Here is a 24518-nt window from a genome sequence, read left to right as displayed (position 1 = left end):
TTCTTCGTGTTCAGCGCGGGTTAGGAAGCGAGCGCGTCCGCGCCGCTCACGATTTCGCTAATCTGCTGCGTAATTTCGGCCTGGCGCGCGTTGTTGGCAAGCCGGGTGTAATCACGCACCAATTCTTGGGCGTTGTCGGATGCTGCCTTCATTGCCCGCTGGCGTGCGGCCTGCTCGCTCGCCGCGGAGTGCAGCATGGCGTTAAACAGGCGTGCCTCGATGTAGACCGGCAGCAGCGCGTCAAGCACAGAGGCCGGATCGGGCTCGAAGTCGTAGAGCGGGAAGAGGTCTTCCATGCCCGACTCGCCGGCCTCGCCCTCAACAACCTCGAGCGGCAGCAGGCGAACCGTGGTCGGGTCCTGGGTCACCATGCTGACGAACCGGTTGTAGATGACGTGGATTTCCTGCACGCCGCCGGTGCTGTGGTGGTCAGTGAAGCGCTCGACGAGCGCCTTGCCGATCTCCTTGGCGGTGCCGAAAACCGGCTGCTCGGTCGAGCCGGTCCACTCCTGCTCGAACGTGCGGCTGCGGAAGGTGAAGTAGCCGACCGCCTTGCGGCCGACAAGGTAGAACACGACTTCCTTGCCCTGCTCGCGCAGCATGGTCGCCAGCTCTTCGGATTCCTTCAGCACACCCGACGAGAACGCGCCGTTGAGGCCGCGGTCACTCGTAAACACGACGATCGCAGCACGCTTGACCTCATCATGCTCGTTGAGCAGGACGTGGTCGATGTCGGCGTAGGTCGCGGCGGCCGAAACCGCCTGCGTCACGGCCCGGGCGTACGGGTTGGACTCTTCCATCCGACGACGAGCCTTGGTGATGCGCGAAGTCGCGATCAACTCCATGGCACTGGTGACCTTCTGCATCGTCTGAGCCGACTTAATGCGGGCTCGGTACTCGCGAAGCTGTGCTCCCATGGTTCTCCTCTCGCTCCCGTCGCCGACTACTTGCGCTTACCGCGGACGATCTGCTCCTGGTTCACGTCCTCGGCTTCCGCTGCGTCGAATTCTTCGTGGCCGGGCTTACCGATGCCCGTGCCGTCAGAGCTACGGAAGCTCGCGGTGAAGTCGTCGATGCCCTTGTCCATCGCCGCGATCGTCTCGTCCTCGAGCTTGCCCGAGTTGCGCAGACGGTCGAGTACGTCGGTGTTTCGCTTGAGGTAGTCGAGCAACTCCTGCTCGAAGCGCAGCACGTCAGAAACCTCGATCTTGTCGAGCTTGCCGTTGGTACCGGCCCAGATCGAGACGACCTGCTCTTCGATCGGGTACGGGCTGTACTGGCCCTGACGGAGCAGCTCGGTGAGGCGCGCACCGCGGTCGAGCTGACGCTTGGTGGCGTCGTCGAGGTCGGATGCGAACATCGAGAAGGCCGCGAGGTCGCGGTACTGCGCGAGGTCGATCTTGAGCGTGCCCGAAACCTTCTTGATGTGCTTGCGCTGTGCCGCACCACCGACTCGCGAAACCGAGATACCGACGTCGACCGCCGGGCGCTGGTTCGCAAGGAAGAGGTCGGACTGGAGGAAGATCTGGCCGTCGGTGATCGAGATCACGTTGGTGGGGATGTACGCACCAACGTCGTTCGCCTTGGTCTCGATGATCGGAAGACCGGTCATCGAACCTGCACCGAGCTCGTCCGAGAGCTTCGCGCAACGCTCGAGGAGGCGTGAGTGCAGGTAGAAGACGTCACCGGGGTACGCCTCGCGGCCCGGCGGGCGACGCAGCAGCAGCGAAACGGCACGGTAGGCCTCGGCCTGCTTTGACAGGTCGTCGAACACGATGAGCACGTGCTTGCCGCCGTACATCCAGTGCTGGCCAATGGCCGAGCCGGTGTACGCCGAGAGGTACTTGAAGCCAGCGGGGTCAGAGGCAGGCGAGGCCACGATGGTGGTGTACTCGAGCGCACCGGCCTCTTCGAGGGCGCCGCGCACCGAAGCGATGGTCGAGCCCTTCTGACCGATGGCGACGTAGATGCAGCGAACCTGCTTCGAGGGGTCGCCGGTCTCCCAGTTCGCCTTCTGGTTGATGATCGCGTCGATCGCAATGGCGGTCTTACCCGTCTGGCGGTCACCGATGATCAGCTGACGCTGACCGCGACCGATCGGGATCATCGCGTCGATCGACTTAATGCCGGTCTCGAGCGGCTCCTCAACCGACTGACGCGCCATGACGCCGGGCGCCTGGAGCTCGAGGGCGCGGCGGCCCTCAATGCCGGTGATCTCGCCGAGACCATCGAGGGGTGCGCCGAGCGGGTCGACGACGCGGCCGAGGTAGCCCTCGCCGACCGGAACCGAGAGGACCTCGCCGGTGCGGGTGACTTCCATACCCTCGACGATGCCGCCGAACGGACCGAGGACGATCGCGCCGATCTGGTCTTCTTCAAGGTTCTGGGCGAGGCCGAGCGTGCCGTCCGCGAAACGCAGCAGCTCGTTGGCCATGGTCGAGGGCAGACCCTCGATGCGGGCGATACCATCGGCCGCCGAAATGACGGTTCCGACTTCGGTAGCCTCGGCGCCCTGGGGACGGTAGGAGTTCGCAAAGTCGCTGAGCGCGCTGCGGATCTCCTCCGGGTTAATCGTAAGTTCTGACATGTTCTTCCCTTGTCGTTGGGGCGTCGCCCCGCGTTCGATGCGCTGCTAGGCGAGCTGCAGGCGAAGATTCTTCAGGCGTGCTGCGGCGGTGTCGTCGATGACTTCGTCACCGAACTCCACACGCATACCGCCCACTACCGAGGGGTCGATGACCTGGTTGACGGCCACGTCGTGGCCGAAGCGCTTCGTGAGCGCGACGCGAAGGCGATCCAGCTGTGCCTCGGGCAGTGCCCGAGCGACCGTGACAATCGCGACCTGCCGACCGGCCTGGTCCGCTACGCTCTCGCGTGCGGTCGCGGCAAGGCGACGGATGCGCTGAGAGCTCGGGAGCGTCAGCAGCGATCGCAGGATGTCGAGGGTCTCGGCACTGAGGCTGCGGGCGAACAGTCGTTCCACCAGCGCCACCTTGCTCTGACCAGCCGCGAGCCGGGAGCCAAATGCAAGCTCGAGTTCGCCGTTCGACGAGATCGTCTCAAGGAACTGGTCGAGCTCGGCGCCAATGCGCTCGTGTGCGCCGCTCACCTGGGCGATGGCGCGAACGCCGGCGTCCTGGATCGCCTGCACAAGCTGCAGCTCCGACTGCCACTTCTGACCGACGGCAGCGTCGAGAACGTTGCTCGCGCCGATGCCGATCCGCTCGCCAAACACGCGTCGTGCCAGCGAGCGCTTGGCCGCCGCGTCAGCACTACGGTCAACCAGCGCCACGGCCAGCTGCTTGTTCGAAGCGAGCGTTTCCGCCACATCGAACAGCTTGCGTGCCGAGTCAGCGTCCGCAGCGGTGAGCGTGTCGACCTCGCGCTTGACGGCTTCGAGGGCGTGCTTGGTTGCAGTGCGCATTAGCGGTTCGTCCCAGCCTTCTCGTCGAGGTCAGTGAGGAAGCGATCGACGTATGCCGCGGAGCGCTGGTCGTCGGAGAGGTTCTCTCCGACCACGCCCGAAGCGAGGTCGATCGCGAGGGTGCCGACTTCCTGGCGCAGCGAAACGATGGCCGACTGGCGCTCCGCTTCGATCTGCTCCTTCGCCGACTTCGTCATGCGGTCGAGCTCGTTCTGAGTCTCCTGCTTCTTCTCGGCCTTGATCGATTCGCCTTCGGCGCGTGCCTTTTCGCGAATCTCAGCGGCCTCGGTGCGGGCGTCAGCCAGCAGCTTCTCGTACTCGTCACGACGAGCGTCAGCCTCAGCCTGAACGGCGGCGGCCTTTTCGATGCCGCCTTCGATCTTGGCGGCCCGCTCCTCGAGCATCTTGTTCAGCTGCGGAAGGACGAACTTCCAGAAGAACAGCAGGAGCACCACGAGCACGACAAGCGACCAAAAGATGTCGTAAGTGGCAGGGATCAGCAGGCTGGGGTCCCAGCCGAACGAGTTCCCGCCACCGACCTGCGCGAGGGCAGGTCCGTAGTTCATGATGCCCATATTGGAAGTGCCTTACTAGCCGAAGATGAACGGGGTTGCGATGCCGATGAAGGCGAGCACCTCGGTGAATGCGATACCGAGGAACATGGTGGTCTGCAGGCGACCGGCCATCTCAGGCTGGCGAGCCATGGCCTCAACGGTCTTGCCGGCGACGATACCGATACCGATACCAGGGCCGATTGCGGCGAGGCCATAGCCGACGGTCGCAATGTTGCCCGAAATCTCGGCGAGCGTGGTGTTGTCCACAGGGGTTTCCTTCCGGTTGGAAAATCGCGCCAGGTTGGAGCGATCAGTCGGTATTCAGTTGAGATTCATTGGGGAATCGTTCGCGCGATGCGCTAGCCGGGCGGCTAGTGCTCCTTGGCGACCGAAAGCTGGATGTAGCTCGTGGTGAGCAGAGCGAACACGTACGCCTGCAGCACGGCCACAAGAAGCTCGACGAGCGTCATGAAGAAGCCGCCAAACAGGGTGAGGATGCCCATCGTGCTCCAGGCGTTCATCAGACCCACGAAGAACGCGGTCGCCGAGAAGCAGAGCACGAGCAGCAGGTGGCCGACCATGAGGTTGAGCATGAGTCGCAGTGCGAGCGAGATGGGGCGCACGACGAAGGTGTTCACAAGCTCGATGGGGGTGAGCAGGATGTACAGCGGCCACGGCACACCCGAGGGGAAGAGCGCGTTCTTGAAGAACGTCCCCGCGCCCGCTTCGCGAATACCCGCGTAGATGAAGGCCACGTACGTGCAGACTGCGAGCACCAAGGGCATGCCAATCAGCGCGTTGCCCGAGATATTGAGCAGCGGAATCACACCGGTGACGTTCATGAACAGCACGCCGAAGAAGACGGTCAGGATGTACGGGAGGTACTTCTTGCCGATGCGCTCGCCCAGCATGTCGAACACGACGCCGTCGCGGATCATGCCAACGCCCATTTCGACGAGCGACTGGAGCTTCGTCGGCACGATCTTGGGCCGGCGCAAGGCGATCCAGAGCAGCAGCAGCAGGATTGCGACAGCGATCAGACGAACGAGGATGACCCGGCTAATCTCGAACGGAGTCCCGTCAAACAGAAGTGCGGGAGGGAAGAGCTCCTCGTCGATGTTCGGCGCGTGGAATCCTCCGTCGCCGGAGGCCAACGAGATTCCCGTCATCAGGTTCAAGGCCGAAGCGTACAGAGGGGTCTCCTGTCTCGTTGCACGACTCAAGAATCGCGGTCGTGCGGCGGTTGACGGCTATGTCTTCGACGCTGTGCCAGGTGAACGGCCACGGGCGTTTTTCGACTTAATTACTGTAGCAACAATTCACAGCCCACACACTCACGCCGGGGCGGATTCCGGAAATAAATCTACGACTTGTCGTCATTTTCGCCCGGCAGGGCGACGTCGCTCACATACGGCTGACGGCTGCGCTGCACCACGATGATGTCGATCGCGAGCTGACCGACCATCGCGGCCATCATCGTCGACCAGAGCATCCAGTCGTGAGTGAAGTCGAACGCCTTCACGATGGCGAGCACGCCGAGGAACGCGATGAACTTGAGGATCCACATGCCGAGGATCACGGCGATGAAGAACATCGGGTCAAATCGGGCGGCGAGGATGATCGAGAGCACCGTGAGCCCCGTGAACAGCAGGGTGACTCCGGCGGCGACGAGCGCCGACCAAACTCCGGGCCAGTCCGCGACGAAGTAGCCGATCACTCCCCCAACCACGGCAATCGCCAGGGTCAGCAGCAGCGACCACTTCAGCACGCGTCGCATTACGGGCACGCTGGTGGGGGTGTTCGTCGAGGAGCTCATGAGTTTCCTTTGTCGTCGTTCGGCAAGGAGCGGGTGGGAATGAGATTGCGCAGGCGGTCTTTGAGCGCAACCGGGGCTGGGTCGGCGGCGCGGTCGCGGTCGGACTGCGTGCCGCCGAGTTCGTCGAGCGGATCGTGGGCGTCGTCATCGAGCTCGGGCGAGCGCTGCGCCTCGACCTCGAGTCGCTTGCGAAGCGACATCGGCGACACCGTGAGGATGGTGCAGACGATCATGCCGAGCACGAGGAAGACGCCCGAGATCCAGATGGGCTGCACGAGGAACGCGAGCAGAGCGGCGACGCCGACCACCGTGGCCCAGGCGTAGAAGATCAGCACCGCGCGGCGTTGCGTGTGACCCATGTCAAGCAACCGGTGGTGCAGGTGCTTGCGGTCGGCCGAGAACGGCGACTTGCCCGCGCTGAGGCGGCGCACCACCGCAAGAATGAAGTCGACAAGCGGCACCACGAGCACCGCGAACGGCAACAGCAGCGGCAGGAACGCCGGCATGAGGGCATCACGGCTGATGAGGCTCGGGTCGATCTCGCCCGTCACTGCGATGGTGGAAGCGGCCATGAGCAGACCGATGAGCAGCGCACCACCGTCGCCCATAAACATCTTCGATGGGTTCCAGTTCCAGGGCAGGAACCCGAGGCATACGCCCACGACAAGCGCCGACAGCAGCGCAGCAAGGGTGAATCGGCTCGACGAGAGCGATTCGGTGAGGAAGTAGCTGTAGAGCAGGAACACGCCGCCCGAGATGATCGCCACGCCCGCGACAAGGCCATCAAGGCCGTCAATGAAGTTCACGGCGTTCATCACGAGCACGACCGCGAGCACCGTCGCGAGCACCGACATCCACTGGGACGCGACTGTCACGCCCCCGATGGGCAGCGACGTGATCGCAACCCCAGAAAATGCGAGGATCAGCCCGGCAACAATCTGTGCCGCAAGCTTGATCATCCAATCGAGGTCGACGATGTCGTCGATCACACCGACGATCACGATGAGCGTCGCGGCGCCAATCAGGCCCCAGATCCTCGTCGGGTTCGCAAACACCAGCTGGAACCAACTGATCTGCGTCGCTATCGCGAGCGTCGCGAGAAACGCGAAGTACATCGCCACGCCGCCGAGCCGCGGCTTTGGTGTGCTGTGTACGTCACGCTCGCGCACCGCCGGGTACCAGCGATAGCGCATCGCCACGCGGTACACCAGCCAGGAAGCAAGGAAGGCCAACGCCGCGGCGATCAGGATGACCCTTGCGTAAAAGAGCACCTAGACGAGGGTCCCTCGATCGGGCTCGAGCTGGTCGCCGAGCACCTCCGCGATTTCGGCGCGCGAGAGCGCACCCGCCCGAACGATGCGGGCCGGCAGCGGCTCCGCCGCGGTGAGGCCCGTGGCGTCGATGATGGTCGAAGCCGCTCCTCCCACCACGCCGGCGTCGAGGAAGATCTGCACGTCGTCGCCGAGCTGGGCCACCGCATCCTGCACGTTGGCGGGCGCCGGCTGGCCGTGCTTGTTCGCTGACGACACGGCGAGCGGCCCGGTCTCTTTGAGCAACTCGAGCGCGAACTCGTTGTTCGGGATGCGGAGGGCGACGGTGCCGTGCGTCTCGCCGAGGTCCCACTGCAGGCTCGGCTGCGCCGGCAGAATCACGGTGAGCGGACCCGGCCAGTGCTGCTCGACGAGCGTGCGGATGACGGCGGGCACCTCGCTCGCCAGCGCGTCGATGGCGGGGGCACCGGCGACGAGCACCGGCGGCGGCGAGGTGCGGTCGCGCCCCTTGGCTGCAAGGAGCTTGGCGACGGCGGACGCGTCGAAGGCATTGGCCGCAATGCCGTACACCGTGTCGGTGGGCATCACGATGACGTCGCCGCGCCCGAGCGCGCCGCGTGCCTCGCGCATTCCGGCGAGGAGTTGCTGCGGCTGGGCGAGGTCATATACATCTGGCATAACGACTCCCAGTCTAGTCGGGGCGACGTGCGAACGTATGGCGATCGCGCTCGGCGAGGTCTTGGATCGTGTGCGCGTCGACCAGCCCGCGGGTTTCGAAGAGTTGCCGAATCGCCGCACCCTGGTCTTCCGTATGCTCAACGGCCACGAATCCGCCTGGTCGGAGCCGGACGGCGGCGACCTCGGCGATGCGTCGAATCTCGTCGAGGCCATCGGAACCAGAAAAGAGCGCCGTCTCCGGGTCGAACAGGCGCACCTCGGGGTCGCGCGGAATCTCCCGCGCCGGGACATAGGGCGGGTTCGAGACGAGCGCCGCGAAGTCGCCGTCAATGCGGTCGAGCGAAGCCCGCCAGTCGCCGAAGCGGGGCGCGATGCCGGGCGCGAGCGCCACAATATTGCGACGCAACCAGGGCCAGGTATAGGGCGAGGCCTCGAACGCATACACAGCACGTTCGGGCACACGGAGCGCCAGCGCGATCGCAATCGCACCCGAGCCCGAGCCGAGGTCGGCCACGGGGCCCGCCGGCGCGCCCTCAAGTTCCTCGGCCGCGCGCTCGACAAGCACCTCGGTTTCGGGGCGGGGTACGAAGACCCCGGGGCCAACGGCGAGCTCGAGCTCGAGAAACGGCGCGCTGCCCACGAGGTGCTGCAGTGGCTCGCGCCGGGCACGACGCTCGGCAAGCGAGAGGATGCGCTGAGCTTCGCTGGCGTCGACGCATTTGCCGAGCAGCCTGGCCAGTTCGACGTCGCCGAGCGACCGACCAAGGCCCGCCGCCACGAGCAACGCGGCATCGCGAGCCGTCAACTGCGATCGCGTCAGCCGCCGGGCTACCGACGCGAGTAGTTCATCCATGCGCACCCGTTCACTGTAGGCGGCGTCACAAGGTGACGGATCGTGACGCGCTTCCAGGCGTGGCACACGCAGTGCTGATTGGATAACTGCCGTACGGCCCGCCGGGTGTAGTGCCCGGCTTCCACACTCTGAGAGGCAGTCTTCACATGGCCAAGATTTACAACGACGTCACCGAAGTCATTGGCGGCACTCCCCTGGTTCGGCTCAACCGCATCAATGACTCCGACGCCAATGTCTACGCGAAGCTCGAGTTCAACAACCCGACCGCGAGCGTGAAGGACCGCCTCGGCTGGGGCATCGTGCGTGCGGCCGAGCGCAGCGGCGCCCTCCAGCCGGGTGGCACCATCATCGAGGGCACCTCGGGCAACACCGGAATCGCGCTCGCCGCCGTTGGCGCGGCGCGCGGCTACAAGGTCGTCATCGCGATGCCCGAGACGATGTCGCTCGAGCGCCGTCAGCTCATGCGCGCGTTCGGCGCCGAACTCGTGCTCACCCCCGGCCCCGAGGGCATGCGCGGCGCGGTCGCGAAGGCACAGGAACTGCAGGAGAACACGCCGAATTCGATCCTCGCGAGCCAGTTCGAGAACGAGGCGAACGTCGAGATCCACCGCGAGACCACGGCCGAAGAGGTCTGGAACGACACCGATGGCGACATCGACATCTTCGTCGCGGGCATCGGCACCGGTGGAACCATCACGGGTGTGGGCCAGGTGCTCAAGGAGCGCAAGCCCGAGGTGAAGATCGTCGCCGTTGAGCCGAAGGACTCGCCGCTGCTCACCGAAGGCAAGGCCGGCCCCCACAAGATCCAGGGCCTTGGCGCCAACTTCATCCCCGAGATCCTCGACCAGTCGGTCATCGACGAGGTGATCGACACGACGCTCGAGGACTCGATCGCGACCTCACGTGAGCTCACGCGGTCGGAGGGCCTCTTCGCGGGCATCTCGTCGGGGGCGAATGTCTGGGCCGCACTCCAGGTCGCGCGCCGCCCCGAGAACGCGGGCAAGAACATCGTCGTGATCGTCTGCGACACTGGTGAGCGCTATCTCTCGAGCGTGCTGTTCGACGACCTCCGCGAGGGCAACTAACTCGTCACCGCAGTGTGAACGGCGGGGTGGCGCGCAACTGCGCGTGCCCCGCCGATTGCATGCCCAACGGATGTGGAAAAATAGCAGCCATGGTTCGACTTCCCGGTGACGAGTTCTTCCGAGGTGTGCGCGAGGACATCACCGCCGCCCAACACGGCGATCCCGCGGCCCGCTCGCGCGCATCCGTCGCGACGATCTATTCGGGGCTCCATGCCGTCTGGGCGTATCGCGTCGCGCATCGCTTCTGGGTCACTGGCACGCCTGGCAAAAAGTACCTCGCCCGCGCGATCTCGCAGTTCGCGCGCTTCGCGACCGGCATCGAGATTCATCCAGGCGCCACTATCGGCCGCCGCCTATTTATTGACCACGGCATGGGCGTCGTCATCGGCGAGACCGCCGTGGTTGGCGACGACGTAAAGATCTACCACGGCGTTACGCTTGGCGGTGTGTCGAGCAAGCGCATCAAACGCCACCCGACCATCGGCGACCGAGTCATGATCGGCGCGGGAGCTAAGCTGCTCGGCCCGATCGAGATCGGTAGCGACACCAAGATTGGCGCCAACTCTGTCGTAACGCGGTCGGCGCAGCCGGGGTCGGTGCTCACCGGAATCCCCGCCCGCAACCGACCGCAGTCACGAATCGCCCTGCACGAAGCTGGCGACTGGGTTATTTAGCGACTACTCGCTGCCGAGCGCCGCGAGTCGTGCCTCTTCGTCAGCCGCAATGGCCGACTCGATCACGGGGCCGAGTGCCCCGCCGAGCACCTGGTCAAGGTTGTACGCCTTGTACCCCGTGCGGTGATCGGCGATGCGGTTCTCGGGGAAGTTGTACGTACGGATGCGCTCGGAGCGGTCCATCGTACGAATCTGCGAGTGACGCGCATCCGCCTCGGCCGCCGCCTGCTCCTCCTGCTGGCGAGCGAGGAGGCGCGCCTGCAGCACGCGCATGGCGGCCGCGCGGTTCTGGATCTGCGACTTCTCGTTCTGCATCGACACGACGATGCCCGTGGGCACGTGCGTGATGCGCACCGCGGAGTCGGTGGTGTTCACCGACTGGCCGCCGGGGCCGGAGGATCGGTACACGTCGATCTTGAGGTCGTTCTGGTCGATCTGCACCTCTTCGGGCTCGTCTACCTCCGGGAAGACGAGCACGCCGGTGGTCGAGGTGTGGATGCGCCCCTGCGACTCGGTCGCCGGCACGCGCTGCACGCGGTGCACGCCTCCCTCGTACTTGAGCGACGCCCACACGCCCTCTGCGGGGTCATTCGACGACGACTTGATTGCCACCTGGACGTCCTTGTAGCCGCCCAGGTCGCTCGTCGTGGAGTCGAGCATCTCGACCTTCCAGCCCCGCTGTTCGGCGTAGTGGCTGTACATGCGCAGCAGATCGGCGGCAAACAGCGCCGATTCCTCGCCGCCCTCGCCGCCCTTGATCTCCATGATCACGTCGCGACCGTCATCGGGGTCACGCGGGATGAGCAGGCGGCGCAGCTTCTCGGACTGTTCGGCGACGCGGGCGCGAGTGGTCTCGGCCTCTTCGGCGAACAGCTCGTCTTCCTTCGCCAGCTCGACGGCAGCTTCGAGGTCGCCCTCGAGGGCCGCGAGCTTGTCGTCGGCGGCGATGATCTGGGAGAGCTCGGCGTACCGGCGGTTCACCTTCTTGGCACGCGCCGGGTTCGAGTGCAGCTCCGGCTCGGCCAGCTGGTTCTGCAGATCGGTGTGCTCGGCACGCAGGGTCGCAAGCGACTCCGCGAACTCGTCGCGCCGGCTCATCGGGCGGTCACCGGGCTAATCGGGTTCGCGCGCACCGAGGCGAGGAACTCCTCGTTGGTGGTCGTCTGGCTGATGCGCTCGAGCACGGCCTCGAGCGACACCTGCGCGTCGCCACCGAGGGCGCGGCGAATCGCCCACGTCGCCTCGAGCTCGTCGGCGTCGAGCAGCTGGTCTTCGTGCAGCGTCGACGACTGCTGAATGTCGAGGGCCGGGAAGATGCGCTTGTTCGCGATCTCGCGCGACAGGCGCAGCTCCATGTTGCCGGTGCCGGCGAACTCCTCAAGAATCACCTCATCGGTGCGCGAGCCGGTCTCGACCATCGCCGTGGCGAGGATCGTGAGCGAGCCGCCGTTCTCGACGTTGCGGGCAGCACCGAAGAAGCGCTTGGGCGGGTAGAGCGCGGATGCGTCGACGCCGCCGGCGATGATTCGGCCGGTTGCCGGCGCGGTCAGGTTGTAGGCGCGGCCGAGCTGCGTGATCGAGTCGAGCAGCACGACGACGTCGAGGCCGAGCTCAACGAGGCGCTTCGCGCGCTCGATCGCGAGCTCCGCGATCGTCGTGTGGTTCTCGGCAGGCATGTCAAACGTCGACGAGATGACCTCGCCGTGAATGGTGCGCTCGAGGCGAGTGACTTCCTCAGGGCGCTCGTCAACCAGCACGAGCATGAGATGAGTGTCGGGGCTGTTCTGGGCAATCGCGTTCGCGATGCGCTCGAGCATGATCGACTTGCCCGACTTCGGCGGGGCGACGATGAGGCCACGGGTGCCCTTACCGATCGGCGCGAAGAGGTCGATCATCCGCTGCGCGGCGTGACCACCCGAGGTCTCGAGGGTGATGCGCTCCTCCGGGTAGAGGGCGGTCAGCTTCTCGAAGTCGGCGCGTTCACGTGCCGGGTCTGGCTGCTCGCCGTTGACCGTGTCGATCTTGACGAGGGCGTTGTACTTCTGGCGGCCCGACTGGTACTCCCCCTCGCGCGGCTGGCGAATGGCGCCGACAATGGCGTCGCCCTTGCGGAGGTTGTACTTCTTGACCTGGCCGAGCGAGACGTAGACGTCGTTGCTGCCGGCAAGGTAGCCACTCGTGCGCACGAAAGCGTAGTTGTCGAGCACATCGAGGATGCCCGCGATCGGCAGCAGCACGTCGTCGGGTGCGATCTCGGGGTCGACATCGTCACGATTGCGCTTGCGCTTGCGGTCGGCGTTGGTGTTGCCGCCCTGGCTGTTCTGGTTCGCCTGGTTGCTCTTCGCGTTCTGGCCGGAGTCGTTGTTGCCGGACTGCTTGCCCGACTCCTGCTTCGCGTCATCACCCTGGCGGTTGTTGCGGTTACGGTTGCGGTTGCGCTTGCGGCCGTGCCCCTCATTCTGCTGCTCGTCCTCGGCCGAGTCGGCCTCATCGTCGCGCGCCGGGGGCAGCACGATGTCGTCGAGCGTCATCGGCGAGTCGCCCTTTGCTGCGCCATCGTTTGCGGGCGCCTTGCGCTCGTTCTGCTTCGGCTCGGCCTGCTGTGCCTCGCCCGAGATGCTCGCGCGGCGGTTGCGGCGGCCGCGGCCCTCGGCGGGTTTGGTCTGCTCGGTCGCCGGCTGGGCGGGCGCCTCGGGAGCGGTCTCGGTCGCGGGGGCGCTCTCGGGCTCGGGAGCGGCCTCGGCCTCGGGTGCCTGCTCGACGGCCGCAGCATCGGCGGGTGCCGCGTCCTTGGCCGGCTCGGCCACGGCGTTCGGCTCGGTCGCGGGAGCTGTCACGGCCTCGGCCGGCGCGCCGGCCTGGGTGGCGTCGGCGGTCTCGCCCGCCTGCGCCTGCTGGATCGCGTCGATCAGCACGCTCTTGCGCATGCGTGCGGCGCCCTTGATCCCGTGCTGGGCCGCGAGGGCCTGCAGGTCGGCGACGCGCATCTGTTCGAGCGGACGCGACTCATTCGGAGTCGTGGAATCGGTCATGAAGTTCTGTTCCTTGCGGTGACGCACCCCGCGCGTATGCGGGGCGCTGGGAAATCGACCCTGGTGAGAAAGCTCACCGGTCGAGAGAAATGGCGAAGCGGGATGCCGATCGCAAGAAGTGCGACCGTGTTAGCCGAGCGGCGCTGATGCCGCCTGGCCCGCAGCCGCATCAACTGTAGCACCCTGAACGTCAACGGCGGTCATGAGCGCCCGCCAGCTTGTGTCGGTTCGGGCGGCAGCGATTTCGGCGGCGCGCAGTCGCGCACCCGGGTCGTCGCAGAGCACGAGCACGCTCGGGCCCGCACCCGACACCACCGCGGCCAGGCCCTCCTCGCGCAGCGCGTCGATGAGCGCCTTCGTCTTCGGCATCGCCGCGGCGCGGTAAGTCTGGTGCAGGCGGTCCTCGGTCGCGTCGAACAGCAGCTCGGGGCTCTGAATCATCGCGGCGACCATGAGCGCCGAACGCGAAAGATTAAAGATCGCGTCGGCATGCGGCACGTGCTCGGGCTGAAGCGAACGCGCGACCTTCGTCGACATCGTCTCGTCGGGCACGAGCACGAGCACCGAGACGCCGCGGTGCACCGCGAGCTGCTTCGAGTGCGCGTGCTCGTTGGCGTCCATCCACGCGATCGTGAGCCCACCGAACAGACAGGGCGCGACGTTGTCGGGGTGACCCTCGAGATCGGTCGCGAGCCAGAGCATTTCCTCGGCCGTTACGGTGCGCTGGTCAGAGATGAGGCCTGCTGCCGCGAGCACACCCGACACAATGGCCGCGCCGGACGAACCGAGCCCCCGCCCGTGCGGAATCGAGTTCACGGCGCGCAGGCGAATGCCGGGCATCTCGAAGCCGAGCTTTTCAAACGCATGCTGCATCGCGCGAATTACGAGGTGCCGCTCGTCACGTGGCACCGCGTCGGCCCCCACGCCCGAAAGCTCGAACTCGTACCGGCCCGGCGCGAGCGCCTCGACCTCGAGCTCGTCGTAGATCGCGAGGGCCAGGCCGAGGGTGTCGAAGCCTGGGCCGAGGTTGGCGCTCGTGGCGGGAACGCGAACGTGGGCTCTTGCGCCCTCCGTCACGCGGCTCATTCGGCGCCGCCTTCGACTCGCAGCACACCGGCGATGCGGGTGACCACGTCGAGCTCGCCGAGCGACTCGACGAGGCGCTGCAGCGCACCGTCGGTGGCGAGGTGCGTCACGATGACGATGGTGGCGGCCTTGTCGTCGTCAGTGCGGACCTGCTCGAGCGTCGACACCGAAACGTGGTGTTCGGCGAAGGTGCGGGCGACCTCAGCGAGCACGCCGGGCGCATCCGTCACGTCGAGCGCGATGTGGTAGCGGGTGCGAATCTCGCCGGAGTCGAGCACGGTGAGGTTGGCGTCCATCGACTCGCCGAGGCCGGGGCCGCCGAGCACGTGGCGGCGGGCGGCCGACACGAGGTCGCCGAGCACAGCGGATGCGGTCTGGATGCCGCCGGCGCCCGCGCCGTAGAACATGAGCGGGCCAGCGGCGGCCGCCTCAACGAACACGGCGTTGTTGCCACCGTGCACCGAGGCGAGCGGGTGCGCGTCGGGCACGAGGGCGGGGTACACGCGGGCCGAAATTGCCTCGGTGCCGTCGTTGCCGGGCACGCGCTCGCAGATCGCGAGCAGCTTGACGACGAAGCCGGCCCGCTTCGCATCCTCAATCTGTTCAATCGTGACCTGCGTGATGCCCTCGCGGTGCACCTGCTCGAGCGGCACCTCGGTGTGGAAGGCGATCGACGCGAGAATGGCGGCCTTCTGCTGGGCGTCGTAGCCCTCAATGTCGGCGGTCGGGTCGGCCTCGGCGTAGCCGAGCTCGGTGGCGATGCGCAGCGACTCCTCGAAGGTGTCGCCCTTCGAGTACATGCGGTCGAGGATGTAGTTGGTCGTGCCGTTGACGATGCCGAGGATGCGCTCGATGCGGTCGCCCGCGAGATTCTCACGCAGGGGACGGATGATCGGGATCGCGCCCGCGACGGCAGCCTCGTAGTGCAGCTGGGCGCCGACCCGCTCGGCGATGGCGAAGAGCTCGGGGCCGTGGCTCGCGAGGAGGGCCTTGTTCGCCGTGACGACGTCGGCGCCCGACTCGAGCGCCTGGGTGATGAGCTCGCGGGCGGGCGAGATGCCGCCCATGAGCTCGATGACGAAGTCGGCCTGGAGAATAAGGTTCTCGGCGTCGGTGGTGAGCAGTTCGCGCGGCAGCTCGACATCCCGCTTCGAGTCGAGGTTGCGCACGGCAATCCCCACGAGTTCGAGATTCGCGCCGGCACGGCGCGAAAACTCTTCGCCCTCTTCGAGCAGGAGTCGGCCCACCTGGCTTCCGACTGAGCCGGCTCCGAGGAGCGCGACTTTCACGGTGCGCTGTTCGTTCACGAGCTCGCCTTTCCATTCCATGCGGCGTCGTAGGCCAGCAGGTCTTCGATGGTCACACGTCGCACGAGAACCCGTGCGACCCCGTCGCGCACCGCCGCAATTGCCGGGCGCTCCAGGTAGTTGTAGTTGCTCGCCATTGACCAGCCATAGGCGCCGGTCGCGGGCACGGCGAGCAGATCCCCCACGGTGACATCACCGGGGAGGTAGTCATGGTTCACCACGATATCGCCCGACTCGCAGTGCTTGCCGACGACGCGCACGAGCCGAGGTGCCGCATCCGAAACCCGATTCGCGAGGCGCACGCAGTAGTCGGCGCCGTAGAGGGCGGGGCGGATGTTATCGCTCATGCCGCCGTCGACCGCGATGTAGTCGCGCTCGCCGCCCGACTCCCCCGGTACCGTGACGGTCTTCGTCGAGCCAACGGTGTAAAGCGTCACGCCCGCGGGCCCGACGATCGACCGGCCGGGCTCGAACACGAAGCGGGGCACGCTGCTCGCGGTCTCTTCGCACACGCGCTGCACCTCGGCGGCGATGCCGCGGGCCAGTTCGCGAATGTCGGGTGCCTGGTCGCTCGGCAGGTAGTTGATGCCGAAGCCACCGCCGAGGTTCACCTCGGGCACCGGGCCGTCGGCGAGCAGCTGGGCGCGCAGCATCATCAGCCGAGCGGCGGCAGCGCCGAAGCCCTCCGACTCGTAGATCGACGAGCCGATATGCGAGTGCAGGCCGAGCAGCTCGAGCGACGCGCTGGCGCGGATGCTCGCGACGGCATCGAGCGCGGCCTCGCGCGTGAGCCCAAACTTCTGGTCTTCATGGCTCGTCGCGAGGTAGTCGTGCGTCGAGGCGTGAATGCCGACGTTGATGCGCACCATCACCCGCTGCACTCGGCCGAGTGAGGCGGCAACGTCGGCGAGCAGTTCGATCTCGCCGAGCGAGTCGATGATGATGCAGCCGACTCCGGCGCTCACCGCGCGCTCGAGTTCGGCCCGCGACTTGTTGTTGCCGTGCATCCCGATCTTGGCGGGGTCGATGCCCGCCGCAAGTGCTACCTCGAGCTCGCCGCCGCTCGCGACGTCGAGGCCGATGCCCGACTCGGCCATCCAGCGGGCGATGTCGATGGTGACAAGCGCCTTGCTCGCGTAGTGCAGCTCGACCTCGGCGCCGATCGCGCCGAAGGCGTCGGTGAACGCCGCGAGGGTCTCGGTCGCGCGACCCCGCGCATCCTGTTCGTCGATGACGTAGAGGGGCGAGCCGTGGGCGGCGAGCAGCTCACTCGCCGCGACGCCACCGAGTTCGAGCTCGCCGGAGCCATTTCGGCGCGCGGTGACGGGCCAGACCCCCTCGTCGAGCGCTGCGGTGTCGCTGGGCAGCTCGAGCCAGTCGGGCGCGAGCGGGGCGTTCTCGGAAGCGTGCATCCTCGTCATCCTACTTGGGCGTCACGGGTCAGGTGCAGCTGCCGAGTTCGGCGAACGCGGTGTCGTCGAGCGGGATGGCTTTCGTGCTGCGGAAGCTGATGTCGACGTGCTGCGCCGAGGGCTGCACGCTCGTGAGTTGGACCTCGGCGGGCAGGTGCTCGGCGAGGCACATCTCGAAGCTGAAGCGGTCGGCGTCGAGGTCGACCTGGGCCGAACCGATGCCCGAGGTGATCGAGACTTGCTCGGCCACGACGCGCAGGCGCCCGCCGCTGCGGGGTTCGAGGTTCGCGACGACCGAGAGCCCAACGGTCTCGCCAAACACCTCGATCTCGGTGCCGTACGAGATGCCGTCGTCGCGCAGCTCGATCGAGTGGATCTCGATGCCGGACTGGGCCGCGACCTCCTGCAGCAGCGCATTGAGCTCATCTTCGTCAATGCCGATCGAGCCGTTCAGGCTGCCAACGGAAATCGGCGAGCCGAGTTTCACGTCGTGCGCGTCGACACTTGCGGCGCCCGTCACGTCGCCGAACGTGACGTCATCGCTCGTCACGTGAATGCCCGAAATAGTTCCGCCGAGCAGCTCGCAGGTGACACAGGTGCCGGTCGCGGCGGCGCTCACGTCGGCCGAGAGGCCATCGGGCAGGCTCTGCTCAACCTGGTTCGCCGTGATGCGCCCGACGAGCACCCGCGCGACAATTTCGACCACGACAAGCAGCACCACCACGGCGATCACGATGATCGCCGCGACGATGCCGGGTCGGGCGCGTCGACGCGTTGCTGCCATCGACTACATACGCTCGGGCGCCGTGACGCCGAGCAATTCGAGGCCGCTGCGCAGCACCTGCGATGCCGCCTGGTTCAGCACGAATCGGCTGTGATGCAGCGCCCCGACCTCGGCGTCGCCCTGCGGCAGCACGCGCGTCTGGTCGTACCAGCGGTTGTAACGCGCCGCGAGGTCTTCAAGATAGCGGGCGACGCGGTGGGGCTCGCGTTCGAGCGCCGAGAACTCGACGATGCGTGGGAACTCGCGCAGCTGACCGAGCAGCTCGTTCTCGCTCGCGTGTGTGAGCAGCGCGGGGTCGAAGCCGCTGCCGTCGATGCCCGCCGCCTCGGCGTTGCGCGCGACGGCACGGGTGCGCGCATGGGCGTATTGCACGTAGTAGACGGGGTTGTCGTTCGTGCGGCTCACGAGCAGGTCGAGGTCGATGTCCATCGACGTGTTCGTCGAGCCGCGCACGAGCGCATAGCGCGCCGCGTCGACACCCACCGCATCGACCAGGTCGTCGAGCGTAACGATCGTGCCCGCGCGCTTTGACATGCGCACCGGCTGGCCATCCTTCACCAGGTTGACCATCTGGCCGATCAGCACCTGCAGATTGACGTTCGGGGTGTCGCCGAAGGCCGACACCATCGCCATGAGGCGACCGATGTAGCCGTGGTGGTCGGCGCCGAGCAGCATGATGCACTCGTCGAAGCCGCGCTCGCGCTTGTTCACGTAGTAGCCGATGTCGCCGGCGAAGTAGGTCGGTTCGCCGTTCGAGCGAATGATGACGCGGTCCTTGTCGTCGCCGAAGTCGGTCGAACGAAGCCAGGTCGCGCCGTCCTCGACGAACACCTCGCCGCGCTCGTTGAGCCGTTCGACGGCGAGGGCGACCGAGCCGTCCTCGTGCACGGAGTCTTCGTGGAAGAAGACGTCGAAGACCACGCGGAAGTCCTCGAGCTTCTGCTTGATCTCTCCGAACATGCGCTCGACGCCGCGGTTTCGGAAGAACTCCTGCTGCGCTTCGCGCGACTCGGCCGCCGCGAGTTCGTCGGCAAACTCGGTGGCAACCGCGGCCGCGATCTCACCGATGTAGGCCCCGCCGTAGCCGTCCTCGGGCGTTGCCTCGCCCAGGTGCGCGGCGAGCAGCGACTTCGCAAAGCGGTCGATCTGCGCGCCGTGGTCGTTGAAGTAATACTCGCGGGTGACCTGCGCGCCAGCGGCGGTGAGCACGCGAGCGAGCGAGTCGCCCACCGCTGCCCAGCGGGCACCGCCGAGGTGGATGGGGCCGGTCGGGTTCGCCGAGACGAACTCGAGGTTGATGTTGTGGCCGGCAAGGGCAGCCGAGGTGCCGTAGGAGCCGGCCGCCTCGACGATCGTCAGGGCGAGCGCACCCGCGGCCGCCTCGTCGAGCGTGATGTTGATGAAGCCGGGGCCCGCCACCTCGACGCGCTTGACGCTTGGGTCGCCCTCGAGCCCCTCCGCAATTTCCTGCGCGAGCTGCCGGGGGTTCGTGCCCACGCGCTTCGCGTAACGCATGGCAATGTTCGAGGCCCAGTCGCCGTGCTCGCGGTTACGCGGACGCTCGAGCTTCAGGTCATCGTCGCTGAGCTCGAAGGCACCGGCATCGTGACGGGAAAGCGCTGCGGTCGTGGCGGCAGCGAGGACGTGCGAAAGGTTCTGGTCAGTCATCACGCTCAATCGTACGCAAGTTGCGTGCCGGGATGCTGCTACGCTTGTCGCTTGTTCGCCTCCGTAGCTCAGTGGATAGAGCGCCGGTTTCCGGTACCGTAGGTCGCAGGTTCGACTCCTGTCGGGGGCACTCAGTTGTCGCTAGCGAACGCTCACGCAAGTTCGCGAACCTCCGATCGCAGTCCGGTCAAAAGTGCCGGCAGTTGTGAGGGCTCGCTCGACTCCGACTCCGGGTGCCACTGCACCGCGAAGACGGGCGCGCTCTCGTGTTCGAGGCCCTCGGGCGTGCCGTCGTCGGCGCGCGCGCTGATGCGCAGGCCCTGGCCCGGCTCCGCCACGACCTGGTGGTGTGCCGACTCCACCGCCTCGAGGTGCTCCCCCAGGTACTGCGCGAGCCGCGACCCCGCATCGATGTCGACGGGGTGCCGAATGAAATCGCCGTCGCGGGGCGGCAGGTACCGGTGCGCATCCGAGTTCTCGAGGTGCTGCACGAGCGTGCCGCCGCACGCCACGTTGAGCAGCTGCAGGCCACGGCAGATGCCGAGCAGCGGCGTGCCGTCGTCGACCGCGCGCCGGATGAGCTCACAACTGCGCTCGTCCGCCTCGCGCAGGTGCGTGCCCGACTCGGGGTAGTCGGTGTCCATGCCGTAGAGGCTCGGCGTCACATCCTCGCCACCCATTACGACGATGGCGTCGGCCCGTTCGTAGGCTGCCTCGATCTCCTCGACAGTGACGTCGCCGATCGCGAGGCGTTCCGGAGTGAGCTGGGCCGCCTCGCTCACGCGAACGACCTGTTGACTGAGGGGTTCGAGCTGGCCGGTGAAGCGCGTGTCGGCGCGAAGCATGGTCGCGTCGACGATCAGGACGCGTGGGGAAAGAAGTGACATGGCCACCGTTATAGCAGTCGGCAGGCGCCTGCTACATCACGGTGGCCATGTCGGGTCGTGGAGCGTGATTAGTCTCGCGGTTCGGGGTCTTCGAGGTTTCGGAACGCCGACGCGAGTCGGTCGAGGAAGTCGTCCACATCGTGCTGGTCGTACCCCTCGCTGAGGTGCGTGGGGGTGAACCGAACGTTGTTGACGAGCTGCGAGGTGATCGGCGGGTGCTCGAGGCCTACATCGCTGGTGTGGATGTCGCTGTGCACGGTGCCAGACTCGTAGATTTTGAGGGTGGCGGCCGCCCGGTCGATGAATGTGTCTACTTCTCGCTGGTCGTACCCGTAGGAGTACTTGGTTGCACGGAACTGTTGATTCAATAATTCATCACTGCGCATATTTATTTCTCCGAGATAGTCGTTGCCATCTCGCCACCAGATGGTAGCCCGGGGCCTACGGCGTGACTAGCCACACGCAGGGATACACCAACTGTTCACCTGCGTGCTCTCGCGCGGGAGTCCAGGCGAGGAGGTTCAGATAGATCCCTGCATCGTGACCTAGTTTCGGTAGGGACTACGTTTGATTCCTCTCGAATCCCCCGGTTTGCTGAGGCTCGACATCTGGAGGGACTGGATGCTCACACTCCGCCGCACCGCTGCGCTGTTGCTCTCGCTGTTCTTGGCGAGTTGCCTCGCGCTTCTTCCCGCGCAGGGCGCATCGGCGGAAGAGCCGATGGAACTGGCTGGCCTTGTCACCGACACCACGAACACCCTCTCGGACGGCGACATCTCGGAGATCGAGGATGCGTCGGCCAGCCTCGAGTCGGCCACCGGCAGCAGCCTCTACGTGGTCATCGTCAGCACCTTTGAGAGTCCGAACGTCGGCAACGACTGGGCCAGCGCCGTCGCGCTCGACAGCCAGCTTGGTGTAAACGACATCATTTTGTACATCGGCACCGATGCCGGCGAGTTCGGGCTCAATGTCGACCAGAGCCTCTCGCTCTCGAGTGCCGACCGCGAGTCGATTCAGAACGACATCCTGCCGCTCGTGAACCAGCGCGACTTCGTCGGCGCCTCGGTGCAGGCGGCAAGCGAACTCGAGCAGGCGCTCAACGGCTCGTACTCGGGCGGATCGGGCAACGATACCTCCGGTGCCACGAGCTCGAGCAGCGAGAGCTCGAGCGTCTTCACGATCGTGCTCGGCGTGCTCGTGTTGGTGGTGCTCATCGTCGTCGCGATCGTGTTCCTCAATGGCCGCCGCAAGCGCCAGAAGCAGCTGCGCGAGGCCGAGCAGAAGCAGGCTGCCGAGCTCGAGGCGCGCCTGCAGCAGGCCTCGATCCAACTCGTGCGCATGGACAACCTCATCAAGTCGTCCGACGAAGAGGTCGCGTTTGCGAGCGCCGAGTTCGGTGCCGAAGAGGTCAAGGTCTATCAGAACGAGCTCGGTATGGCGAAGAAGGCGTCGAAGGAGGCCTTCGAGCTGCAGGGCAAGCTGCTCGACCACATCCCCGATGCCCCCGAGGACCGCGAGGCCTGGATCGAGCGCATCTTGTCAATCACCGACACGGCTACGAAGCGGCTCAGCGACCAGGCGAGCCACTTCCAGGAGCTGCGCGTGCGGCAGAACGACGCCCCGAAGCTGCTCGTCGCACTGCGCCAGCGGGCCGAGGCCGCACGACCTCGGCTCACCGAGATTTCGGGCTGGTTCGACGGATTGGACAGCCACTACGACCAGGCGGCGCGCGACCGCATCGGCGCGGACATCAGCCAGGCTCGCCAGCTGCTCGAACTCGCGGACGACGAGATCGAGGGTGCCACCGCATCCGCCGAGGCCGGCAACGCCGGCGCCGCGATCGTTGACATCACCGACGCCGAGAATGCGTTCGCCCAGTTCGACGGGCTTGTGAAGGGCCTCACCGCCACACGCGAACTCTTCGAGCGCGCGCCCCGGCAGATCGCCGACGAGGCCGGCCAGCTCAAGCGAACGCTCGCGCAGGTTGAAGACCTCACCGGCACCGCGTCGGTCACGCCGTCGGCGACCACGGCCGAAACGGTCACCGAGGCGCGCAAGCTGCTCGGCGACATTGACCAGGCTGCGGGCCGATTCACCGACCCGGCCGCCACGATCGAGCGGCTCCACGCGGTGGCGGGCCGACTCGACGACGCGCTCGGCGGCCTGCTCGACGCGAAGGAACGCCTCGACCACGCGCGCGCCCGGCTGCCCGAGGCGCTGCGCAACGCAAGCGCTGAGATCAGCGCCGCGGCGCAGTTCATCAACTCGAAGCGCGGCGCCGTGTCCTCCGGCCCTCGCACCCGCCTCGACCAGGCCGAGTCGCAGCTCGCCCGCGCCGAGGCCCTCCGCAACGACGATCCGGTGCAGGCGCTGCAGCTCGCGAACGATGCCGATCACCTCGCCCGCACCGCGCTCTCGACGGGCAAACAAGAGGTCGACAACACGTACTCGTTCAGCTCGTGGGACTCGACGAGCCACTCCAGCTACGGGCGGCACCGCAGCTCATACAGCGGTGGCGGCGACCAGTTCCTTTCAAGCATGGGCGGGGCAATCCTCGGCGGCATCATTAGCGGCATCTTGAGCGACTCGGGCTCGTCGCGGCGCCACGACAATGACTGGAGCGGCTTTGGCGGCTTTGGTGGGTTCGGCGGCGGAGGAGGAGGCGGCGGTTTCTCGGGCGGCGGCGGCAGCCGAGGTGGCTTCGGCGGGGGCGGCGGAACCCGCTAGTCGCCGCTATCAGCCAATTGGTCAGACACGCAACATAAATTCAGTTCACGATCACCCACCGATCCGATCACCAAGGAGCATTCCCATGGCCCAGAAGCAGTCAATTTTCGGCCGCATCTCGCAGCTTGTTCGTGCCAACATCAACAACCTGATCGACCAGGCGGAAGACCCGCAGATCATGATCGATCAGCTGATCCGTGACTACTCCGCGAACATCGCCGACGCCGAAGCCGCGATTTCGCAGACCATCGGCAACCTGCGCATGCTCGAGGACGACGCACGCCAGGACGAGCAGGATGCGCGCGACTGGGGGCAGAAGGCACTCGCCGCGTCGAACAAGGCCGACGAGTTCCGCAACAGCGGCGACACCGCGTCGGCCGACAAGTTCGACAACCTCGCCAAGGTCGCGATTCAGCGCCAGGTCGAGGAAGAGGGCAACGTCAACACGGCCCGCCCGCAGATCGAGCAGCAGACCCAAGTCGTCGACCAGCTGAAGAACGGCCTCGAGGGCATGCGCGGCAAGCTCAACGAGCTCATCCGCAAGCGCGACGAGCTCTCGGCACGCGCCAAGACGGCAGAGGCTCAGGGCAAGGTCAACGACGCCCTCTCGAAGATCAACGTGCTCGACCCCACCACCGACCTCGGCCGCTTCGAAGAGAAGGTGCGTCGCGAAGAGGCTCGTGTCCGTGGCCAGCAGGAGTTGCAGGCGTCGAGCCTCGACAAGCAGTTCGAAGAGCTCGAGAACGTCGGCCAGATGACCGAGGTCGAGGCCCGCCTCGCCGCCCTCAAGTCGGGCAACTCCCAGTCGAGCATCGCCCAGTAACCCTTGCGACTTCGGCAACTCCTCGGTGAAGTAGCCCTCGATTCGCCACTGTCGCGACTCGGGTGCCGCTTCGCCACGGCGGTGGCGCTCCTCTACGGGGCGCCACTGTCGGTTGGTCGCATTGAGCGCCACGGCCGCATGATCGTGCTCCACGGGCTGCCCAAGTGGGCGTTCAAGCGGGGCGGCGTCTGCATCGGCCGGGTCTATCTCACCGACACGAACGTGAGCCCGCACGTGCTGAGGCACGAGCTCAAGCACGTACGCCAGTGGGAGCGGTACGGCATGTTGTTCCCGTTCCTCTACTTCCTGGCCGGCTCAGACCCGCTGAAGAACCGCTTCGAGATCGAGGCAGGGCTTGCCGACGGCAATTACGTGCGCGCGAGCGGAGGCAGGCGAAAGGCTCGCTGAGCGGCGGCGCCGCGATGTGCGCGCCGCCG

At 66.4% G+C, this 24518-nt stretch carries 24 protein-coding genes and 1 tRNA gene; 6 read left to right on the top strand and 19 right to left on the bottom strand.

Translation table 11 applies throughout. From position 1 onward, the window contains the following. Window positions 1-20: 20 nt before the first annotated feature. From M3M28_RS05585 to prmC, 10 genes are all read right to left on the bottom strand, one after another. Window positions 21-917 (bottom strand): F0F1 ATP synthase subunit gamma, encoded by an 897-nt coding sequence (locus M3M28_RS05585; RefSeq protein ID WP_249387823.1) that lies wholly within the window; start codon window positions 915-917, stop codon window positions 21-23. 26 nt (window positions 918-943) lie between these two features. After that, complete coding sequence (gene atpA, locus M3M28_RS05580; RefSeq protein WP_249387822.1) at window positions 944-2587, bottom strand: F0F1 ATP synthase subunit alpha; 1644 nt, start codon at window positions 2585-2587, stop codon at window positions 944-946. A 45-nt stretch (window positions 2588-2632) separates the two neighbouring features. After that, the gene (locus M3M28_RS05575; RefSeq protein ID WP_249387821.1) at window positions 2633-3424 is read right to left on the bottom strand and encodes a F0F1 ATP synthase subunit delta; all 792 of its coding nucleotides are present in this window, start codon (window positions 3422-3424) and stop codon (window positions 2633-2635) included. Next, complete coding sequence (locus M3M28_RS05570) at window positions 3424-3990, bottom strand: F0F1 ATP synthase subunit B (RefSeq protein WP_249387820.1); 567 nt, start codon at window positions 3988-3990, stop codon at window positions 3424-3426. Before M3M28_RS05570 ends, M3M28_RS05575 begins: the two co-directional genes overlap by 1 nt. Before the next feature lie 24 nt (window positions 3991-4014). Then, window positions 4015-4245 (bottom strand): ATP synthase F0 subunit C, encoded by a 231-nt coding sequence (atpE, locus tag M3M28_RS05565; RefSeq protein WP_249387819.1) that lies wholly within the window; start codon window positions 4243-4245, stop codon window positions 4015-4017. Window positions 4246-4349: 104 nt separating this feature from the next. Then, window positions 4350-5147 (bottom strand): F0F1 ATP synthase subunit A, encoded by a 798-nt coding sequence (atpB, locus tag M3M28_RS05560; protein WP_249387993.1) that lies wholly within the window; start codon window positions 5145-5147, stop codon window positions 4350-4352. 194 nt (window positions 5148-5341) lie between these two features. Then, window positions 5342-5794, bottom strand: coding sequence for a hypothetical protein (locus M3M28_RS05555; protein ID WP_249387818.1), 453 nt, complete (start codon window positions 5792-5794; stop codon window positions 5342-5344). Next, window positions 5791-7065, bottom strand: a complete 1275-nt coding sequence (locus M3M28_RS05550) for an MraY family glycosyltransferase (protein WP_249387817.1) — start codon at window positions 7063-7065, stop codon at window positions 5791-5793. The genes M3M28_RS05555 and M3M28_RS05550 overlap by 4 nt, the downstream gene beginning before the upstream one ends. Further along, complete coding sequence (locus tag M3M28_RS05545; protein WP_249387816.1) at window positions 7066-7743, bottom strand: L-threonylcarbamoyladenylate synthase; 678 nt, start codon at window positions 7741-7743, stop codon at window positions 7066-7068. A gap of 13 nt (window positions 7744-7756) precedes the next feature. Continuing rightward, window positions 7757-8596 carry a peptide chain release factor N(5)-glutamine methyltransferase gene (gene prmC / locus M3M28_RS05540; protein ID WP_249387815.1) on the bottom strand — a complete coding sequence of 280 codons (840 nt, stop codon included), beginning with the start codon at window positions 8594-8596 and terminating at the stop codon, window positions 7757-7759. Window positions 8597-8742: 146 nt separating this feature from the next. Here prmC and cysK point away from each other — a divergent pair, with 146 nt between their 5' ends. Both cysK and cysE read left to right on the top strand, forming a co-directional pair. Continuing rightward, window positions 8743-9681, top strand: coding sequence for a cysteine synthase A (cysK, locus tag M3M28_RS05535; protein ID WP_249387814.1), 939 nt, complete (start codon window positions 8743-8745; stop codon window positions 9679-9681). An 89-nt stretch (window positions 9682-9770) separates the two neighbouring features. Further along, window positions 9771-10355, top strand: a complete 585-nt coding sequence (cysE, locus tag M3M28_RS05530; protein ID WP_249387813.1) for a serine O-acetyltransferase — start codon at window positions 9771-9773, stop codon at window positions 10353-10355. A gap of 3 nt (window positions 10356-10358) precedes the next feature. Here the strand turns inward: cysE and prfA are convergent, their stop codons facing one another. The 7 genes from prfA to argS form a co-directional block, all read right to left on the bottom strand. Next, window positions 10359-11453: a peptide chain release factor 1 gene (gene prfA / locus M3M28_RS05525; RefSeq protein ID WP_249387812.1), complete on the bottom strand. Its 1095-nt coding sequence runs from the start codon at window positions 11451-11453 to the stop codon at window positions 10359-10361. Beyond that, window positions 11450-13387 (bottom strand): transcription termination factor Rho, encoded by a 1938-nt coding sequence (gene rho, locus M3M28_RS05520; protein ID WP_249387811.1) that lies wholly within the window; start codon window positions 13385-13387, stop codon window positions 11450-11452. The genes prfA and rho overlap by 4 nt, the downstream gene beginning before the upstream one ends. 129 nt (window positions 13388-13516) lie before the next feature. Next, window positions 13517-14473, bottom strand: a complete 957-nt coding sequence (gene thrB, locus M3M28_RS05515; protein WP_249387810.1) for a homoserine kinase — start codon at window positions 14471-14473, stop codon at window positions 13517-13519. Beyond that, window positions 14470-15801 carry a homoserine dehydrogenase gene (locus tag M3M28_RS05510; protein ID WP_431193861.1) on the bottom strand — a complete coding sequence of 444 codons (1332 nt, stop codon included), beginning with the start codon at window positions 15799-15801 and terminating at the stop codon, window positions 14470-14472. Before M3M28_RS05510 ends, thrB begins: the two co-directional genes overlap by 4 nt. Further along, complete coding sequence (gene lysA, locus M3M28_RS05505) at window positions 15777-17192, bottom strand: diaminopimelate decarboxylase (RefSeq protein WP_249387808.1); 1416 nt, start codon at window positions 17190-17192, stop codon at window positions 15777-15779. The genes M3M28_RS05510 and lysA overlap by 25 nt, the downstream gene beginning before the upstream one ends. Window positions 17193-17220: 28 nt before the next feature. Next, window positions 17221-17976, bottom strand: a complete 756-nt coding sequence (locus M3M28_RS05500) for an LmeA family phospholipid-binding protein (RefSeq protein WP_249387807.1) — start codon at window positions 17974-17976, stop codon at window positions 17221-17223. Window positions 17977-17979: 3 nt separating this feature from the next. Continuing rightward, complete coding sequence (argS, locus tag M3M28_RS05495) at window positions 17980-19644, bottom strand: arginine--tRNA ligase (protein ID WP_249387806.1); 1665 nt, start codon at window positions 19642-19644, stop codon at window positions 17980-17982. A gap of 57 nt (window positions 19645-19701) precedes the next feature. Here argS and M3M28_RS05490 point away from each other — a divergent pair. Then, window positions 19702-19774: transfer RNA gene (locus tag M3M28_RS05490), tRNA-Arg, on the top strand. 22 nt (window positions 19775-19796) lie between these two features. Here M3M28_RS05490 and M3M28_RS05485 read toward each other — a convergent pair. Next, window positions 19797-20531 carry a gamma-glutamyl-gamma-aminobutyrate hydrolase family protein gene (locus tag M3M28_RS05485; RefSeq protein ID WP_249387805.1) on the bottom strand — a complete coding sequence of 245 codons (735 nt, stop codon included), beginning with the start codon at window positions 20529-20531 and terminating at the stop codon, window positions 19797-19799. Window positions 20532-20599: 68 nt separating this feature from the next. Continuing rightward, window positions 20600-20917: a DivIVA domain-containing protein gene (locus M3M28_RS05480; protein ID WP_249387804.1), complete on the bottom strand. Its 318-nt coding sequence runs from the start codon at window positions 20915-20917 to the stop codon at window positions 20600-20602. A 235-nt stretch (window positions 20918-21152) separates the two neighbouring features. Here M3M28_RS05480 and M3M28_RS05475 point away from each other — a divergent pair, with 235 nt between their 5' ends. The 3 genes from M3M28_RS05475 (at window position 21153) to M3M28_RS05465 (ending at window position 24489) form a co-directional block, all read left to right on the top strand. After that, window positions 21153-23258 (top strand): TPM domain-containing protein, encoded by a 2106-nt coding sequence (locus M3M28_RS05475; RefSeq protein ID WP_249387803.1) that lies wholly within the window; start codon window positions 21153-21155, stop codon window positions 23256-23258. An 85-nt stretch (window positions 23259-23343) separates the two neighbouring features. After that, a complete protein-coding gene (locus tag M3M28_RS05470; RefSeq protein WP_249387802.1) occupies window positions 23344-24081 on the top strand; it encodes a PspA/IM30 family protein in 738 nt (245 codons plus the stop codon). An 81-nt stretch (window positions 24082-24162) separates the two neighbouring features. Beyond that, window positions 24163-24489: a Fe-S oxidoreductase gene (locus M3M28_RS05465; protein ID WP_249387801.1), complete on the top strand. Its 327-nt coding sequence runs from the start codon at window positions 24163-24165 to the stop codon at window positions 24487-24489. The last annotated feature ends 29 nt before the right edge of the window (window positions 24490-24518 follow it).

Origin of the sequence: Gulosibacter sediminis, from assembly GCF_023370115.1 — a bacterium.
GTDB lineage: Bacteria > Actinomycetota > Actinomycetes > Actinomycetales > Microbacteriaceae > Gulosibacter > Gulosibacter sediminis_A.
The sequence above is the reverse complement of the archived record's forward strand: the minus strand, read 5'-3'. Positions and strand labels throughout refer to the sequence as shown.